Source organism: Gammaproteobacteria bacterium (genome assembly GCA_029880545.1).
Taxonomy (GTDB): domain Bacteria; phylum Pseudomonadota; class Gammaproteobacteria; order Acidiferrobacterales; family SZUA-150; genus JAOUOD01.
Genome location: JAOUOD010000001.1, coordinates 241,155 through 258,878 on the forward strand (window position 1 = coordinate 241,155; position 17,724 = coordinate 258,878).

Here is a 17,724-nt window from a genome sequence, read left to right on the forward strand (position 1 = left end):
GGCGGGATCATCCCAAAATCTGAATTCGCGTGGATAAGGCCTGTTTATGGTGTGGCGACTGGCGTTGCAGGGTCGGTCCGAACCGGAATGACCGGGTCAGGCATGGGCTTGTTGCAGCGCGTCGGCAGGCTGCTTGGGCAGTCGAACCCAAAAATTGGAACCGACATCCTTCTTGCTTTCAAAATCGATGGAACCACCAAGCAGTGATACCAGTTGCGCCGTCAGCGCCATGCCGATACCGGTACCTTCGACGCCATCGCGGTCGTTGAGTCGCTCGAACGGGCTGAAAACCTTTTCACGATCCTCGTCGGTGATCCCGGTTCCGGTGTCCTTGACCGAGAACACCACGTGTTCGCCGTCCGAGCGCACATCAATATCGACGTGGCCGTAGGCCTTGTTGTACTTGATGGCATTGGAAATCAGGTTGATCAGTACCTGCTTGATGCGCAAGCGATCGGAAACAAGTGCCGGCTTGTCATTAAGGTGCATATGCAGTTCGATAACAGCCTTGTTGGCCAGCGGTTGCATCAGCGTCAGGCATTCGGCCAGAATTTCTTCCGAGTGAATGGTGTTTAAATTGAGCTCAAGCCGGCCTGATTCGATGCGCGCCATATCCAGCACTTCGTTGATCAGGTTGAGCAGGTGCGTGCTGGCAACGTTGATTTCCTTGACGTAATCTTCGTGCACATCACTCAGTTGGTCGGCATCAACAGCCAGCAACTGGGCAAAACCCATAATCGCATTGAGTGGCGTACGCAGTTCATGGCTCATGCGCGACAAAAAGTCAGACTTGGCGTTGCTGGCCGTTTCAACTTCTTCCTTGGCTATCTTCAGCGCATCGAGCGTGGACTTGTGGTCCAGGATTTCCTGCTCAAGGTTGCGCATGTTGGTTTCATTGGCCCGGGTAAGCGCCAGGTTCTTGCTGAAATTGTCGAGAATGGGTGTCAGCAGTTCCCGGTAGGGCATTTTTGCAAACGTGTGGTCGCTGGTACTGAGCAAAAGAAACACACCATCGTTCTTGACCGGCAGGATTAACAGTGCCGTGGCCTTGACCCGGTCACCAATGATTGCGCGAATCTGGTCGGCATCCTCAAACAGTTGCGAGCCCCTGGCAATAACCGACTCTGTCAGCTCAATATCTTCGTAGTCGATGCGGGTTTCACGGGCGCCGCAAATGGCGTGTTCGATTTCGTGGAACCTGTCGCCAGGTATGTTGTAGAAATTCAGGCGTACGTAGTAACCGCAGGGAAAACCGGTGTGATACAGCAGTCTTTGGAGTGCCTTGGTAAGCAATGGCGAGGTGCGGGTTTCGCCGCTGGTTGCCAATGCCATGTCATAGAGGAGGGCATAGTACTGGTTCGGATCCATATGCCCTACCAGGGGGCGGCCACCAGCGCTGCGTTATGAAACAGCGGGTAGTTGCCTGATGCGGAACTTCCGATCTCACCCAGCGACAGCGCGCCGTATACGGCAGCGGGCCTGGATTTTTCGATCAGCGAGTGCAGTTCGTCCTTGGCGCCGTCACCCAGGTGCATACGGCGGCCGGCGCAATAAAAGTTGAGCAGTGTTTCCGGTTTCAGTTTTTGCGCATAGTCACCTACCTTGTCGGAGGTTTCCTGAGAACCCAGCTCTACCGCGTTGAGAATGGTCAGTAGCGTATTCGGTGGAACTTCGCCAACGCAGAACAATGAGCCGTCATCCTGCAACGCTACCGGTATACGTACCAGCGGGTCGCCGTCCAGCCGGCTGATGCCAAACGGGAAGTGCACACCGTACTGGTAAAAATTCTCCGGCGTAATATCGACGCCGTACTCTTCCTTGACCAGCTCCTGGTATACCTCGAACGCAGGTCGCCAGTTGATGCTGGTGATGCGGTTGCCTTCGGCCGCGGTGGCGGTCATCTGCATATCGGGAACATGATAGTCATGTGACAGCATGGCGCCCGGATGACCGGGTAACAGGCAAGCCATCAGGCCGTTACCAATATACTGGTCGTTATCGAACAGGCAGGGCATGGGCTGAAAGGTTTCGCTGCCGGCATTGACGCCGAAGTAATGCACCTGGTTGGCAACATTGAGGTACAGCTTGTCCAGCACGGTGGCGATGTTGGGCAACATGCCATCAAAAATCAGGAACAATGACGGGTCAGCTTCGTCCGATTGCTTGATGACACTTACGAGTTCAGTCAGGCGCTTGTCCAGTTCATCAGGATTCAGTGGCAGGTCGGGCAATACCCAGTGATGTGCGCATTCATAGAAGGGCATCAGGATGACGCCGTGATCATGAAAGCCTTCGGGCGTAATCAGTTCCGGGAACATGGCGCCAACCAGGCCGTAGCCCATATCATTAAAGGTGGCCTGCAAGGTGGGGATGCTGTCCCGGTCTTTTTCTGCCACCATCGCCAGAAAACCGCCACTGGATGACTTGGCTTTGCGCGCCGAAATGGCATCCCGTATACCCTGTGCGTCCAGGGCGTCAAAATATGCCGCATCATTCATCAGAGTGAGTCCAGTTTTTGGTTATAAATTTTCATCGCGTATTTTCATTGTAGCCTTCCAAACCACCAGAGTTAAACCGGAAATTTGGAAAAAATTGTCAATTTCATGACGTTTGTGTAACTCATATCACACAAGACAAATTCGCATACAGTCCGCGCTTGCGCCCCGGCGGGCGATCGGCTACCTTGGGTCGCTGAGCTGCTAGGGGTGCCCGCAATGAGTTATCGACGGGCTGAGAGAAACCCTTAGAACCTGATCCGAATCACGGCGTAGGGAAGTAGCTGGCACTCGATATGGCCTGCATTCCCCGCCCCAATTGCCTAATCCGAGAACTGCCATGAGCGCCATCCCACCTTTATACAAACAGAATTTCCTGACCAAGACCGCCAGGCTGTCCGAAGAAGTGACCCAGCCATTTTCCGGTTCAAAGAAGATCTATATCGAGGGGTCAAGACCTGACATCCGCGTGCCCATGCGTGAAATTCAGCAGGCCGATACCCACACCAGTGGTGAGCCTGAAAACAACCCACCCATTACCGTGTACGACACATCCGGCCCCTACACCGACCCGGAGGCCCGCATCGACCTGTTGCAGGGCCTGCCCGCCCTGCGTGAAGCCTGGATCGACGCGCGCGGCGATACCGTATTATTAGATGGGCCGTCATCCGAGTTTGGTCGCAAGCGTCAAAGTGATCCGGAACTGGCGCACCTGCGCTTCGAGCACATTCGCACGCCACGCAAGGCCAAGACCGGCGGGAATGCCACCGGTAATGTGACCCAGATGCACTACGCGAAAAAAGGCATCATCACGCCGGAGATGGAATACATCGCCATTCGTGAGAACAATCGCGTCCAGGAACTGCGTAATGACCCGCGTTACGAAAAGTTGTTAAGGCAACATCCCGGCAACCCGATGGGCGCCAACATCCCGGACCTGATCACGCCCGAATTCGTCAGGGATGAAGTGGCCTCGGGCCGCGCCATTATCCCGGCCAACATCAACCACCCGGAACTGGAGCCCATGATTATCGGCCGCAACTTCCGGGTGAAGATCAACACCAACATCGGTAACAGCGCCGTCACCTCCTCCATCGAAGAAGAAGTGGAGAAAATGGTCTGGAGCGCACGCTGGGGTGGCGACACGCTGATGGATTTGTCCACCGGCAAGAACATACACGAAACCCGCGAATGGATACTGCGCAACAGTCCCATGCCCATCGGCACCGTGCCCATTTACCAGGCGCTGGAAAAAGTCGACGGCGCGCCGGAAGAACTCACCTGGGAACTGTTCCGCGATACGCTCATCGAGCAGGCCGAGCAGGGCGTGGATTACTTCACCATTCACGCCGGTGTACTGCTGCGCTACGTGCCGCTCACCGCCGAGCGTGTCACCGGCATTGTCTCCCGCGGCGGTTCGATCATGGCCAAGTGGTGCCTGGCGCACCACCAGGAGAACTTCCTCTACACCCATTTCGACGATATCTGCGAAATCATGAAAGCCTACGACGTATCATTCTCGTTAGGCGATGGCCTGCGCCCCGGCAGCCTCATGGATGCCAACGACGCCGCCCAGTTCGGCGAGCTGGAAACCCTGGGCGAACTCACCAAGGTCGCCTGGCAGCATGACGTGCAAACCATGATCGAAGGCCCCGGCCACGTGCCGCTGCACATGATCAAGGAAAACGTCGATAAGGAACTGGAAGACTGTTACGAAGCGCCGTTTTATACACTCGGCCCGCTGATCACCGACATCTCCCCGGGCTATGACCATTTATCCTCGGCCATCGGCGCCGCCAACATCGGCTGGTACGGCACCGCCATGCTGTGTTACGTCACGCCCAAGGAACACCTGGGACTACCGAATAAAGAAGACGTACGCGAAGGCATCATCGCCTACAAGGTCGCCGCCCATGCCGCCGACCTCGCCAAGGGATTCCCAGGCGTCCAGGTGCGTGACAACGCACTGTCAAAAGCCCGCTTTGAATTCCGCTGGCAAGACCAGTTCAATCTCAGCCTCGACCCGGAAAAAGCCCGCTCCTTCCACGACGAAACCCTGCCCAAGGACGCCCACAAAGTGGCGCATTTCTGTTCCATGTGCGGGCCGAAGTTTTGCTCGATGCGGATAACGCAGGAAGTCCGAGAATTTGCGAAAAAGGGATTGGAAGAAAAATCCAAGGAATTTGCTGAATCCGGGGGCGAGATATATAAAAAGGCGTAAGAAGGGATGCGACCGGAGCGCGACCCGAACCAGCACAGCTGGTTCAGGAAGTACTTAATGAGTCTCGTAGAGATTCTAAAGTGCTAGCGTAGGAAGTGCCCAATAAACCGCTGAAAGCGGTTTTAGGGTGCCGAAAAGACTGAAGAATTTAAAGAAAAAGGCAAGGAAATCTATCAAAAGGCCTGATGGATGAGCTAGACTCTATAACAAGGAGTTAAACATGGCTCGACCCATCGAAGAAATCGAAAAAGAGCTATTCGAGCTGCCTCGAGAAGATCGGGCGCGCGTCGCGCGTGACCTGATCGTCAGCCTTGACCAGGAAGAGCAACACGTCAGCCCCGAAGAATGGGATCGCGCCTGGAAAGCCGAAATTGCACAGCGACTGGAAGACCTGGAAACCGGTAAAACCAGATTCATCCCCGGCGAAGAAGTTATGCGCCGTGCCCGGGAGCAGCTTAAACAGCAATAATTACAACTCTGCTCAAGGACGAGTATGAAATATCGACTGACTTCCGCCGCAGAGCGGGAGTTGAATAGAGTTATGAACTATTATGAGAGCCAGTTACCGGGGCTGGGAGGCGAGTTCCTGACCGAGGTAGAACGCACGGTCAGCCTTGTTACCCGCAACCCCCGCGTCGGCACCGTTTATATGGGCGATGTTCGCCGCTGCCTCACCCGGCGATTTCCTTTTTCATTGTTTTGTCGCATCGCCCCGGATTGCATCGATGTGATTGCGATTGCGGGTAATCGAAGAGAGCCGGGGTATTGGAACGGCTAGAGCAGGAGTTTTTGGCTCTGATCTTCCTCACCATTTCGGACACGGTTATTGGGCAACAGCCTGCATTCTTTCATACTCCAGCGGGGCCTGGTAGCCCAGGGCGGAATGCAGGCGTTGTCGGTTGTAATACAGTTGTATGTAACTAAATAACTTCTGTTTGGCTTCCCGTAATGAGGTAAAACGTTCATCTCTCACCAGTTCTTCCTTTAGTGTATGGAAGAAGCTCTCTGCTACCGCATTGTCGTGGCAATTGCCTTTACGGCTCATGGAGCACTGCATCTTGTGGTGTTTCAGTTTCTCTCGGTAGGCCTGTGCCGTGTACTGGCTGCCCTGGTCGGAGTGCACCAACACACCTCAAACAATCGGGGACGGACCACGGTTTTCTAAATAATAGGGGATAGGCCACGGTTTTGCTTGATCCCTGTCTCCGATCACTGCCCGATTACTGAGACTCATTTGATTCCGTGACTCCATTGGTTTATGAGGGAGGTTCAGTCTGGCCGAAGTTTTCTGCTTCTCCACGGAATCCCGTCGGGACGCGGCTCCTACAACAACAATAATTGCAGTTTTATTACCGGTCGTTGATATGAAATAGTCTGGGCATGACTACAGAATAGAGGATCACCCCCATGCTGGAGAAAAATCAGGTTGCGCCGGGATTTTCCGTGCCTAACCAGGCCAACAAGACTGTCAATCTTGCAGATTACAAGGGCAACAATACCGTGGTGTTGTATTTTTATCCCAAGGATGACACTCCAGGTTGCACGATCGAGGCTAACCAGTTCACCGAGCGGGCGATCCTGTTTGCCAATGCGGATGCCGTGGTGCTGGGGGTGAGTAAGGATAACTGCATCAGTCACCAGGCATTTATTGATAAATACGGTCTCAAGGTGGAGCTTCTGGCCGACACCACGGGCGAGTTATGCGAGGCTTATGGAGTATGGCAGGAGAAGGAAAAAAACGGCGTCAAGACCATGGGTATAGTGCGATCAACCTTTATTATTGATAAACACGGCCTGTTGGTACAAGCCCATTACGGCGTAACGCCCGATGGTCACGCAGAAGACGTGCTGAAGGTCGTGCAGGCACTTCAGGCCGCAGAGGCGGATTAAATAAAAAGTTAGAAGCGATGCCAAAGCCTCCGTTAAAGTGGGGTCGGTTCACTCCGACCCGGTTTTACTCCGTAAATAGTTTGCGATAATGAAGATAATAGATTGACTTGCCACCAGAACCCTATATAGTGGCAACAGCTGCAAAGAAAGCCTCTTGTTTATACTCTACACTTCGTTGCTTTACTCGTAAGTCATCGTCCTGCGGTTTCTAAGTATCAGTCCAAAATCTTTGCTACATACGCCTCTTGTAGGCAACCTTATATTATTTATTACAGGATATTATTATGTCTAATACAGTAAACGGCACCGTTAAGTGGTTCAATGACGCCAAAGGCTTCGGATTTATCGAGCAACAAGCGGGTCCCGATGTGTTTGCACACTTTAGTGCGATCGCCAGTACCGGGTTCAAAACCCTGGCGGAGGGCCAGCAAGTTCAGTTCACCGTCACTAACGGTGCCAAGGGTCCCCAGGCCGAGAATATTGTCTCCATCTGATTATTGTTTAGCGCTATGCTATTGTAGCGACTAACACGATTCGTAATTAAACAGGGCAAGCCATTACCGGCTTGCCCTTTTGTCTTAAAAGATATTCCCGGGCAATCAATACAGAACGCCGTTATAAAAACCGCCTATCAATATAACTGATTGGCTATTACCTGATAAAGGGAGTAGGGTATCAATCAGTTCATCGCCACATCCTCTTCATTTTCATTAAACACGACTTTCTAAAGGATGGAGTTCCGTTAAATGCGGCACACTTTGTGTCGCACAGCATACGGCAGGCGATTTGGCAGGAGAATCCCATGCTTATTCGAAACAATATCCCGGCACCATCCATTCCGACTCCGATTTATACCGAGTACAACTTCTTAAAAGCGGCATCCCAGGAATGCATGCCGCGCGACCAGGGCCAAAGTCGGCGCATACATGAACCGACATTTCGCAAGCCACTTTATGACCCCATGACTGGCGATGCCATTAACGTGGCCAGTGATCAACCGCAGATTGTCGACGGTAACCTGACGCTCTATTTCACATCAGACAACACGCGAAAGGCTTACATGGATATGCCGTTTAACCACCCCAATCCCAGATTGCCGTTCCCGGCCAGCCATGATGATGATCGTGGCGGATAAACGCGGCATGCATACAGTAACAGAGATGGCGATTGAGACAGTTGACCATCTGCGTCAACCCGGATCGGCTGCACGTATTAACAGGAATACACAATGAAACAATATTTAATCAATGCATATTCAATCGAGTCAACCAGCAAGTTATCCGATAATCGACAAGTCGAACTGAAAAAGCAAAAGTGGAACCGCGCGAAATCTCAGTTAATGGCAGATAGCGAAGACATCACGCTAAGTGATGAACACTGGAAAGTATTGAGCTGTCTGCGCAAACGATATCGGTATGACGGTTTGCCACGGCATGCCCGCTACCTTGCTAAATCGCTCATTCGGGAATTCGCCACCCAGGGCGGAAACAAATACCTGCGTAAATTGTTTCCGGGCGGTCCAGTTACACAAGGCAGTCGTTTTGCAAACGTTTCAGTGCCACCTGATGCCGCGGATGTATCACATGGATCTTGCTACTGAACGAATAGTGATCTTCTTCACCATTTCGGACACGGTTTTGCTTGATCCCCTTTGCCAGCATAGAAAATTATAAGGGCTCGAATTGATTAATGTAAAATCACTTCGAGCCCTTTTCTCTTTTTACTATCTTACTGGATTGTCACGCCGTCCCCTGGTTTTAACGCCTGTTGGTCTTACATATCTTTGTTGGTCCATTTGGCATAGTAATTCATATACTTGTTCATAATGCTTGGCATGTGGCCTTGTGCCCACCGATCCGTGGCGGGGGTGGTATCAACCCATTGTGAGGCACGAAGGTAGCTCCTGGTAATAAAAGAGTCGAGCTTGGCTGGCGGAATCGCTTCCATGGATAAGCGTTGGCGCAAAACGCCGGCCCGCATATAAACATAAACATAATAAGTTTTGTTCGCAACAACGTTGGCAGACATGAAATCTGCAGCCTCACCAACAATCATAAACAAGTGTTTACCTGGGTCTACCTCGTAGTCAAACTTTTTCTGTCCGGCCAGGATCGCAATAATTGACGGCTGATTGTCTTCGATCTTAAAAATGCTGCCCTGGATTGTTGTACCGTGAGGGCGCACGAATATAATCTTTGCCTTGCCCGGCGATGGTTTGGATAATGCCGGACTGTCCGGAACCAGGCGCATGTGTTTGACTTTTGCAGGGCCTATGCAGCCAGAAACAGCCAGGGTTATAACTATAGCTAAAGTGGTCAGGTAATGTATTTTAAATAATTTCGTAGTCCATCATTATAGTTATATAATAATTATAGTCCTGAAGTAACAGGTCTTGAAATTATAGATAAGGATTGCGTTTTGTTAAATAAAATGGGTCAGCACCCTTTTCCGAAGGTGCGATGCACTAAAAGCCTCCTCCTAAATGAAGGAGGCTCATTCCAGCGTCTCGCGCCAGAAAAAGGCTTGTGGTTCAATCAGACAGAGTTTTGTCATCGCTGCGAAGACGTTCTCGGTATTTCTTTTTGGCCAGCTGTTGCATGTCTTCGATCGTATCACTTTCATCAAGAATTTCCCGGCCGAGCAGGGTTTCGATGGCGTCTTCCAGTGTAACGATGCCAGCGGTCTGGCCGAACTCATCCTCGACCAGGAACAAGTGACCGCGGTGCTTGATGAACAAGTCTAGTAACTGCTGCACGGGAAGTTTTTCCGATACCCGGTATATCGGGATTGTATATGCACTGATTTGCGCTGACCCTTCGCCGTTGCGCTCGGCCTTGAACAGATCATGCTTGATAACCTTGCCGACGATGTTGTCGGGAGTATCCTGATACACGGGTATACGGGTAAATTCGGATGTCCTTGGATCGTTCAGGGCGGCAGTCACGCTTGTGGACTGGTCAAACATGTGAACCACGGTGCGCGGCGTCAGAATCTGCTCTGTTCGAATTTCCCGCAACCGCAGGACGTTTGACAAGTAAGTGTTCTCCTGCTCATAGAGACTGCCCACCTTATGGCCTAGTGACGCGAGCGCAATGATTTCCTCCCGTGTGATTTCGTTATCCTTGTGTTTTCTGAACAGCCTGGTCAGGCGGGTGGAGAGCCAGACCAGGGGATACACAAGCTTCACCAGCCAACTTATTATATATGCCACCGGAACAGCCAGTCTTTGCCAGTACACGGCACCCAGCGTTTTGGGAATAATCTCGGAAAAATACAAAATGGCCAAGGTAAGAAGTATGGCAATCAAGGTTTCCCACTTCTCACCGTATATCACCACTGCCTGCGAGCCGACGCCAACGGCGCCCATCGTATGGGCAAAGGTATTCAGGATTAAAATTGCAGATAGCGATTTATCCAGATGATCTTTTGCGGATGTGAGCAGCTTGCCGGCCCGCTGACCGTTTGTAAGCATTTTTTCCACGTAGCCGGGCGTGATCGACAATAGCACTGCTTCAAGAATTGAGCAGAGAAACGAAACCCCGATGGCGATAGCGAGGTAAATCAATAGGAGTGTCACGATAAAAATCAGCCTGGATCAAAACGAGATTTGAATTTAGCAAGGATGAGGAAAAAAGGGTACTGATACCGCACCGCACTGGAGTCATAACAGGCCCGGAAATTGCCATGCCTTGTATGTGAAAACGGGTCAGCCTGAAGACAGCCAATTCTGTGGATGTTCATGGTCGAGACAGAATTCACCCCGGGCATGACCACGACCCGACAAGGCAAGTGCACAGCGGAAATCGTCCGTCGGCTGATTTGGTTCTCGGGAAACCGGGAACAGATCGCATTCGTGGCCTTTGCGAGGTTCAATCAAGGACGTCCTGGGCCGCGCCCGTTTCGTGATTCTACCTAATGTTAAGTAAATACAATGGTTTGATGCTTGTCTTGTTGCGTAACTGCAGCCTCTGGTGAATGACTTGGCGCGTGGAGGCAAGGCATAACCTGGGTTTGTTTTTTCAGAATAGTCCGGCAGGAAACCCAGGATCGCCTGCGGCCCGGCTCAAATTTATGACTATCTTCGAGTCAAGTGGATTCGCCATAGTAGTCAGCACCCGTTACTGGATTCTCGCGCCAGGATTTTGTGCGGCGGTTATTGCGAAAGATAGTCGCGTATACCGGAGTCCTGTAATGCATGAATCAATGCTTTGGTGATCGCACTTTCCGCCGTTGCTTCAACAGCCTTTGGTGATATCGCATAGCCTGAGTTGGACTTGCCGGAAAATATGCGTGTCTTGCCATCACCAGTCTGGACCGAGATATCGACAACCTGGCTCGTGCCGAATTTGGGAATAATCATCTCCGCTCTTATGACCTTAAGCGTAAGGACTTTTTTGTTGCTGTTTGTCGAAACGCGAAAACCCATTCGACTTAGTTCGCTGGAAAGAACAGACTGCGCGATTTCGGTCCACTTGCGAAAATCACCGTAGTATTGCCAGTCGGTATTGAAACGGGGCTTTTGATCATAAACCAGTGTTTTTGTGCCGGCCGTGTAACCGTTTACCAGCTTGACTGTGCTGCTGGCCCCGGTATCAACTGGATGAACATGACCGGGTTTGATCGGGTACTCCCGGGGAACTATATCGAACGTCCTGTGGCCCGCACACCCGGCGGACACGATGAGAATCAAGGCTGCAATAATAATCATTCTGACTTCGTGTTTCATGATTGTACCCATGACTGTTTTTGTTTGCGCGATCATATACGGCGTTTAAGAAAAATCCAATAACGAACTGTTGAATCAATCCTGGTATGCGTAAAACCATGACTATCCACGAATTGAAGGGTGCAGCACCCTTTAATGGATGCTTATCCTCATTTATGGATGCTATAGTTGTCCAAGGAGCCTGGTCCGACAACAAGCCTGTTTGGACCCGTTATACAATGAACATAAACCGGCTAAAATATTTCGCATTCCAGATCCTGCCGCCCTTGCTGCTTTTGTTGATCGTGAACTCCTATGGGCCTACGTTTTCATTTTTGATGGGCATTGCCCTGCTGGCTTCAGCCATCAGTATTTTGAGTCTCATTATCATGCTGTTCAGGCTGAAAGAAAAAAAGCCATACATGCTACGCCCGGCATTGACGATTTTGATTACCGCAGTTCTTCTTCCGATTCTGACCGGTGCCATGAATGAGGCCAGGGAGCAGGCATTGTTGCTCGCCGGGAAAATACAGGATGAATGCAAGATAAATCAAAAGTGCCCTGCCAACCTGTCGAAATGGGAACGGGACAGTGCGGATCGCCCGTATCGGCACATGGTGGGAAACAGGATTGTGTTTCCGGTCTACTATACGACCGACGAAAATCGCAAGACATTCACGCTGGTTATGATAAAAGTGTCCGGTATCGGAATCGCGCTCAAAGGCGGCGTTGAAGTGCAACTGAAAGAAGAGTATTTCGTCGATTGAACGACCTGCAGCAACATGGGCTTGGTGAAGAGCTTCCTCTTGTATTCGAACCTGTTGCTTTTTTAACGGGTTTCATGACAATGGGCGTTAAACAAAATTTCGTGGGAGATACAGACTGAAATGGCCAGGCTTTTTTCTATTTTACTGACCCTGACGATTGTTGCAGGTTACCTGCCCGGAAGTTTCGGCCAGGCCCATGCCGGCGAACTGGGTAGCGGGACCTTGGTGGTGTTGAACAAATCGGGCCATACTGCCGAACTGATCGATCTTGGGACCGGAAAGAAGAGGGCCGTGCTGCCGACAGGCAACTACCCGCACGAAGTTGCCGTGTCGCCGGACGGAAAGCTTGCCGTCATTACCTGTTATGGTGACCGCGACAATCCCGGTAGCAGTCTTACGCTAATCAACATTCCCCAAAAGACGGTAATCAAGACCATTGAGTTGACGGATTACTCGCGACCCCATGGCATTCAGTGGCTTGCGGACGGGCGCAGTGTCGTGGTGACCGCCGAGTCCCGGAAGGCGCTGTTGCGGGTCAGTATTCCGGAAGGCCGTATCCTCGCGGCGATGGATACTGGCCAGGAGATATCCCATATGGTCGCGGTTTCGCCGGACGGTAGCCATGCTTATGTCAGCAGCATTGGCTCCGGTTCCGTGACCGTGTTTGCTTTATCGTCGGGAAAGCGGGTCAAGGTGCTTGCCACTGGCAAGGGCGCGGAAGGTATCGCGGTCACGCCCGATGGCCGCGAGTTGTGGGTAAGCAATCGTGGCGAGGATTCCATCTCTGTTATTGACACCGGTACGCTGGATATCAAGCACACCATAGCCAGTCCGACCTTTCCAATACGCCTGGCGATATCCGCAAATGGCCACTACGCGCTTGCCAGCAATGCGCGTTCGGGTGATGTGGCGGTATTTAATGCCAGGACGCACACGGAACTGGCGCGTATCGACCTGGGGCTGGAAGCCTCGACCACCGAAGGCAGGTTGTTTGGTAACCGCTTTGGCAAGAGCCCGGTGCCGATTGGTGTGCTGGTTCACCCCGATGGAGGCCGGGCTTTTGTCGCCAACGCCAACGCGGACCTGGTCTCGGTTATCGATATGAAGAAACTGAAGGTGATCCGGCATATTGCTGTTGGCAAGGAGCCGGATGGGCTGGGCTATTCCCCGCGGGTTATCGATCAGAATGGCTGAGGTCGTCTTGCCCGGTTAGTGCTGCGCTGAGCCAGCTGTAACCCCCGGTGTTCAGACCCGTTTGTCTTGTTAGGAAAGAAATGGTGAACTGCCGAACATGTCCCGGACAACAGAACAGCAGGGGCGGAATTGACCGGGCTGTTGGCAAACGCCAGCTCGGCCTGACCGGAAGACCCAATCAGGCAACCCGACGTATGCCATCGGCGCGCGTGGATCGATTTCGCCCGTTGAGCTTACTGTTCATTAGCGCCATCTCGGCACCCTGCTGGATAACTTCAAAGGTGTTGCCGTTTTCCGGGTAGCTGGCAACGCCAATGCTAACGTGAATACGCAAGGTCATACCGTGAAGCTTAAGTGCATTCCTCGCGGTATTCAGCCTGACGCGTTCGGCGGTGACCATTGCCTTGGTACTGTCGGTTTCCGGAAGAATAACAGCGAATCGATTCCCGCCGATTCGGGCGATGGTGTCGGTTTGCCGGAAAACATGAATAATATGTTTTGCGCAGTACTTTATTGCCAGGTTGCCAATATCGTGCCCAAGCTTGTCGTTAATGTCAGCCATGTTATCAATATCGATCATGAGCATCGAGAACGGGTGCTTGTACCGGATACAGCGCAGTGATTCGATTTCGGCGCTGCGTGCAAAAGAATCGTGAGTCCGCAACCCGGTTAGCGGGTCCCTGTCGGACACGTGCTGGATCTCGGCAATTGCTTGCCGAAGAGATTTGCGCATGCCCTTGAGTACGTAGGCAGTCAGCCATAATGGCGTGAGCTGTATGACTACCGTGTTCAGTATGCCGACAGCCAGCTGTTCATTCATGTTGACCCAGTACGACATCATCAGAAACAGCATTGAAATGGCGCCAACCATCAGCGTCATGTAGCGTGTTCCGAGGGCAAACCCGGAAACCACGACCGGTAGCAGGTACAGGATCACGAGTGGGCTCTCGAACTTGCCGGTGGACCAGACTACCCAGGTAATGAACGCGATCATGGCGACAGTCTGCGCCGCAAAGCGATCCTCGGACTCGAGTTTTTGAAGCGACAGCTGATGAAACACAACGCTATAGGAAAAATAGACCAGGCAGCCAGTGGTGAGATCGACGACTTGTTGAGCTTCCTGTGCAGGAATAACCATGTACAGAATAGTCAAAACCAGCAGCAGAATCTCGAAATTGAACTGCGTTCCGCGAATATTGCTGGTACTGGAAATACGGATCGGCCCGTAATAGCTGGATTCGTTGATCGATGATTTCATAAATTCGGTATAAAAAAGTCGCCTGACGACATTTAAGGGTAACAACGTATGGCCACTAATTATTGTAGGCAATATATACCCGGAATCATAATGGCGTTGACAAAACATTACATTTGTATCGGCAGCGGAATCCTGGCTGGCGCCAGCGACTTATCCAAAGCCATTGGTCGAATCTTTACCGGATCTCATGGCAACAACTTTGTAATGCGATTCATAAAATCCTGAATGTTGATCGGCTTGGTTATATAGTCGTCAAACCCGGCGTCACGGCCTTTTTGTATATCGGAATTCATGGCATTGGCGCTTATGGCAACGATTTTTACATGCGCCATGTCCGGGTTGTTATCCAGCCGTTTCTTTACCTCGAAGCCATCCATTTCCGGCAAGGAGATGTCAAGCAATACCAGGTCCGGGCGGACCTCGTTGATCAGATCCAGTCCCCGCGAGGGCAGTTCCGCTGTAAATAGTTCGATGTTGCTTATTTTGCCGAGCGCTCCGGAGACGAGCCGCATGTTGGCCGGGTTGTCCTCGATGTACACTATTTTTGCGCGATTCGAGTCTACCGTAATATCGGTTGCGGCCGGTTTGCTGGTCGCGGCCGGTATTCCGGTTGCGCCTGTTTCATGTTCTGAAAGCGGAAGCTCGACAAAGAACGTGCTGCCCTTGCCGTACTCGCTGTCAAAATAAATGGACCCGCTCATGGCTTCTACAAGGTGCTTGGTCAGGGCCAGGCCAATACCGGTGCCTTCTACATGTTTTGTCGTATCCAGCCGGGAGAATGTCTTGAATACCTTGTCGAAATCCTCGCATTTAATGCCAACGCCGGTATCGCGGATGGCAATCACTGCATGCGTATCACTGGACGTGCAGGAGATGGTAATACTGCCGTTTTCACGATTATATTTGACAGCATTGCTTAGCAGGTTGAGAAAGACCTGCTTCATTCTCCGGTAGTCACCATACAGGACACTGGCACAGTCCAGCTTGTCCATGCGAAGTTCGATAGATTTTTCCATCGTGGCTGGCGTAATTATTTTGAGGCATTCTTCAATCAGCTTGTCCGCTTCTACGTGTTCGTAGTCGAATTCCAGCCGGCCACTCTCGATTTTGCTCAAGTCGAGAATTTCGTTGATCAGTTCCAGCAGATGTTGCCCTGCGTTAATGATCTCCTGTGAATGTTCCAGCAAGCCGGGCTCCTTGCTGAAATCTATTTCAATCAGTTGCGCGAACCCGAGTATCGCGTTAAGCGGGGTGCGAAGTTCGTGGCTCATGTGTGACAGGAAATCCGATTTCGCCCGGTTGGCGTTCTCGGCGACGCTTTTTGATTTGGCAAGCTCGGCCGTGCGTTGTTCAACCCTGATCTCAAGCTCGTCACGCATTTGCATCAGCTGTTCGGTTTTCTCCTTGAGCTCTGTAATATCATGAGCGACCGCATAGATTTTCTGGTTATCCAGAACCGTGACCGCGTTCCAGTCGAGCCAGCGGTAGCTGCCATTTTTGCAAAGGTAGCGGTTGGTAAAGCCATGGGTAGTGGTGGGTTCGTTCGCCAGCCTGGAAGCTTCCTTTATTGTCGTTTCGCGGTCATCCGGATGAACAAATTCGATAAACGGCTTGGCTTTCAGTTCATCAGCGGAAAACCCAAGCGTGTCGGACCAGGCATCACTGATATCGATAAAATAGCCGTTGAAATCGGCAATGCACAGCATGTCTGCGGAGAGATTGAAAAAGGTGTCGTGTTCCTTTCTCAGGCTGTTTAGTTCAGTGTAGTCCAGAAAAATGCCGTTCCATTGAACGATGTTGTCGTTGGACATTGTCGGCAATGCAGTCGCCCGTATCCAGCAGGTAGAATCGGTATTTTTGACAGTGGGAAATTCAAAGTACCACGGCGCCATGGTTAGGGCGGATTCTTCCAGAGAATCCACCATGTCGTCCAGGTAGTCTTCTGAAACGCAGGAAAACAGCGCAGAGATATCATTTTCTATATCTGTCGAGCTGATCCCGGTAACTCGCTCTATGCCCGAGCTGATAAACGCAATTCGATACTTCCCCTCTCCTTCTCTTGCCATCTGGTAGATCGCGCCCGGTATGTTACGACCGATTTCCTTGAAACGAATTTCGCTGAGCGCAATCCTGTCCTTGGCGAGCCGGAGCTCAGAGACGGTATTTTCCAGTTTTATCCTGGCGTGGGACGTGCGTTTGTTTAGAAGAACAAGAAATATTGTAACAGCCAGAAGAATGGATACTACAACGACAGAAATGATTATATAAAGCACTTCTGCCTCGGAATACCCGGACAGGACCCGGACACCAAACCATCGGTTATAGATTTCATCGTATACGCCGTTTTCGCGTATATTGGTCAACCCGGCATTGATCAGCTGCAGTACGTCCTTGTTTCCCTCCCGGACTGTCATCGACCAGCTCAGGGTGCGTATAGGTGTACCGACAATCTTGATTTTATTGCTCAATCTCTGTGACTGGGAGAAGTAAAGCACTATCTCCCTGGGATAGACGAACGCTTCAGCATCTCCGGACAGCAGTGCTGTGAGACCATCTACGGGTCTCTTGACGATGTGACAGCGTATCTCGGGAAACTGTTTCAGATACTGGTGAGTTATGTGATTGTTTACGCAAGCTACTGTCTTGCCTTTCAGGCTGTCAAAGTTGTTTATGTCGATACGGTCTTCACGTACGAATATCACCTCCGGCATCTGGATAATGGGAAGTGAAAAATCCATGGTCGCATCACGTTCCTTGGTATACCCGGTGTCATGAATAAAATCGATATCACCCTTGTCGAGCCAGGCGAGCACGTCAAGCCAGATTGAGGAGTGTTTCCGGTCTAGCGATACCTTCAGTGATGCCAGCGCCGCGTCCGAGATATCGCGTCCGAAACCGGTAAGTTCGGAATCCGCTTCAAGAAAGTTAATCGGGGGAAAATTGTTACTGGAACCGGCGGTAAGCGATATATGTGAACAGTCATTTTGCTCAATACAGGAAGACAGCCCGTTCGCTTGCACAGTCGCCGAACAGACCGATAACCATAACAGAAATAAAAACAGGGTTTTGTTCCGACGACTCATCGATTCATTTAAGCATGCACGATTTTTACTGAAAACCGGAGTTGACATTATTTTTCAATCGATCCTGCAGATGACGCTTGTTGATGACGACCAATAGATCGGTAACTTTCC

At 51.3% G+C, this 17,724-nt stretch carries 17 protein-coding genes and 1 riboswitch; of the genes, 9 read left to right on the forward strand and 8 right to left on the reverse strand.

What is annotated here, in order from left to right:
• Positions 1–96: 96 nt before the first annotated feature.
• Both OEZ10_01020 and OEZ10_01025 read right to left on the reverse strand, forming a co-directional pair.
• Positions 97–1,368, reverse strand: coding sequence for a HAMP domain-containing histidine kinase (locus tag OEZ10_01020; GenBank protein ID MDH5631554.1), 1,272 nt, complete (start codon positions 1,366–1,368; stop codon positions 97–99).
• A gap of 5 nt (positions 1,369–1,373) precedes the next feature.
• Entirely contained in the window at positions 1,374–2,498 is a 1,125-nt protein-coding gene (locus tag OEZ10_01025; GenBank protein MDH5631555.1) for an FIST C-terminal domain-containing protein, read from the reverse strand.
• Between the two features lie 193 nt (positions 2,499–2,691).
• Positions 2,692–2,791: riboswitch (TPP riboswitch) on the forward strand.
• 44 nt (positions 2,792–2,835) lie between these two features.
• Between OEZ10_01025 and thiC the strand changes: the two genes are divergently transcribed.
• The 3 genes from thiC to OEZ10_01040 all read left to right on the forward strand — a co-directional run bounded on the left by thiC (position 2,836) and on the right by OEZ10_01040 (position 5,494).
• Positions 2,836–4,716, forward strand: a complete 1,881-nt coding sequence (thiC, locus tag OEZ10_01030) for a phosphomethylpyrimidine synthase ThiC (protein MDH5631556.1) — start codon at positions 2,836–2,838, stop codon at positions 4,714–4,716.
• A 220-nt stretch (positions 4,717–4,936) separates the two neighbouring features.
• Entirely contained in the window at positions 4,937–5,185 is a 249-nt protein-coding gene (locus OEZ10_01035; GenBank protein ID MDH5631557.1) for an addiction module protein, read from the forward strand.
• Positions 5,186–5,209: 24 nt separating this feature from the next.
• A complete protein-coding gene (locus OEZ10_01040; protein ID MDH5631558.1) occupies positions 5,210–5,494 on the forward strand; it encodes a type II toxin-antitoxin system RelE/ParE family toxin in 285 nt (94 codons plus the stop codon).
• Positions 5,495–5,539: 45 nt separating this feature from the next.
• On the opposite strand, the gene OEZ10_01045 is transcribed toward OEZ10_01040, so the two are convergent.
• Entirely contained in the window at positions 5,540–5,839 is a 300-nt protein-coding gene (locus OEZ10_01045; GenBank protein MDH5631559.1) for an integrase core domain-containing protein, read from the reverse strand.
• A 284-nt stretch (positions 5,840–6,123) separates the two neighbouring features.
• Here OEZ10_01045 and OEZ10_01050 point away from each other — a divergent pair, with 284 nt between their 5' ends.
• The 4 genes from OEZ10_01050 to OEZ10_01065 all read left to right on the forward strand — a co-directional run bounded on the left by OEZ10_01050 (position 6,124) and on the right by OEZ10_01065 (position 8,206).
• Complete coding sequence (locus OEZ10_01050; GenBank protein ID MDH5631560.1) at positions 6,124–6,606, forward strand: peroxiredoxin; 483 nt, start codon at positions 6,124–6,126, stop codon at positions 6,604–6,606.
• Positions 6,607–6,890: 284 nt separating this feature from the next.
• Complete coding sequence (locus tag OEZ10_01055; protein ID MDH5631561.1) at positions 6,891–7,100, forward strand: cold-shock protein; 210 nt, start codon at positions 6,891–6,893, stop codon at positions 7,098–7,100.
• Between the two features lie 308 nt (positions 7,101–7,408).
• On the forward strand, positions 7,409–7,741 hold the full coding sequence (locus OEZ10_01060) for a hypothetical protein (protein MDH5631562.1): 333 nt from the start codon (positions 7,409–7,411) through the stop codon (positions 7,739–7,741).
• Between the two features lie 93 nt (positions 7,742–7,834).
• Complete coding sequence (locus tag OEZ10_01065; GenBank protein MDH5631563.1) at positions 7,835–8,206, forward strand: TusE/DsrC/DsvC family sulfur relay protein; 372 nt, start codon at positions 7,835–7,837, stop codon at positions 8,204–8,206.
• A 173-nt stretch (positions 8,207–8,379) separates the two neighbouring features.
• On the opposite strand, the gene OEZ10_01070 is transcribed toward OEZ10_01065, so the two are convergent.
• The 3 genes from OEZ10_01070 to OEZ10_01080 form a co-directional block, all read right to left on the reverse strand.
• Positions 8,380–8,856, reverse strand: a complete 477-nt coding sequence (locus tag OEZ10_01070) for a hypothetical protein (protein MDH5631564.1) — start codon at positions 8,854–8,856, stop codon at positions 8,380–8,382.
• 280 nt (positions 8,857–9,136) lie between these two features.
• Positions 9,137–10,183: a hemolysin family protein gene (locus OEZ10_01075; protein ID MDH5631565.1), complete on the reverse strand. Its 1,047-nt coding sequence runs from the start codon at positions 10,181–10,183 to the stop codon at positions 9,137–9,139.
• 576 nt (positions 10,184–10,759) lie between these two features.
• Complete coding sequence (locus OEZ10_01080; protein MDH5631566.1) at positions 10,760–11,332, reverse strand: hypothetical protein; 573 nt, start codon at positions 11,330–11,332, stop codon at positions 10,760–10,762.
• Positions 11,333–11,550: 218 nt separating this feature from the next.
• On the opposite strand from OEZ10_01080, the gene OEZ10_01085 reads away from it, so the two are divergent.
• Together OEZ10_01085 and OEZ10_01090 are read left to right on the forward strand one after the other, a co-directional pair.
• Positions 11,551–12,078, forward strand: coding sequence for a hypothetical protein (locus tag OEZ10_01085; protein MDH5631567.1), 528 nt, complete (start codon positions 11,551–11,553; stop codon positions 12,076–12,078).
• 120 nt (positions 12,079–12,198) lie between these two features.
• Complete coding sequence (locus tag OEZ10_01090) at positions 12,199–13,272, forward strand: beta-propeller fold lactonase family protein (protein ID MDH5631568.1); 1,074 nt, start codon at positions 12,199–12,201, stop codon at positions 13,270–13,272.
• A gap of 178 nt (positions 13,273–13,450) precedes the next feature.
• On the opposite strand, the gene OEZ10_01095 is transcribed toward OEZ10_01090, so the two are convergent.
• On the reverse strand, positions 13,451–14,530 hold the full coding sequence (locus OEZ10_01095; GenBank protein ID MDH5631569.1) for a GGDEF domain-containing protein: 1,080 nt from the start codon (positions 14,528–14,530) through the stop codon (positions 13,451–13,453).
• A 185-nt stretch (positions 14,531–14,715) separates the two neighbouring features.
• The gene (locus OEZ10_01100) at positions 14,716–17,550 is read right to left on the reverse strand and encodes a transporter substrate-binding domain-containing protein (GenBank protein MDH5631570.1); all 2,835 of its coding nucleotides are present in this window, start codon (positions 17,548–17,550) and stop codon (positions 14,716–14,718) included.
• Between the last annotated feature and the right edge of the window lie 174 nt (positions 17,551–17,724).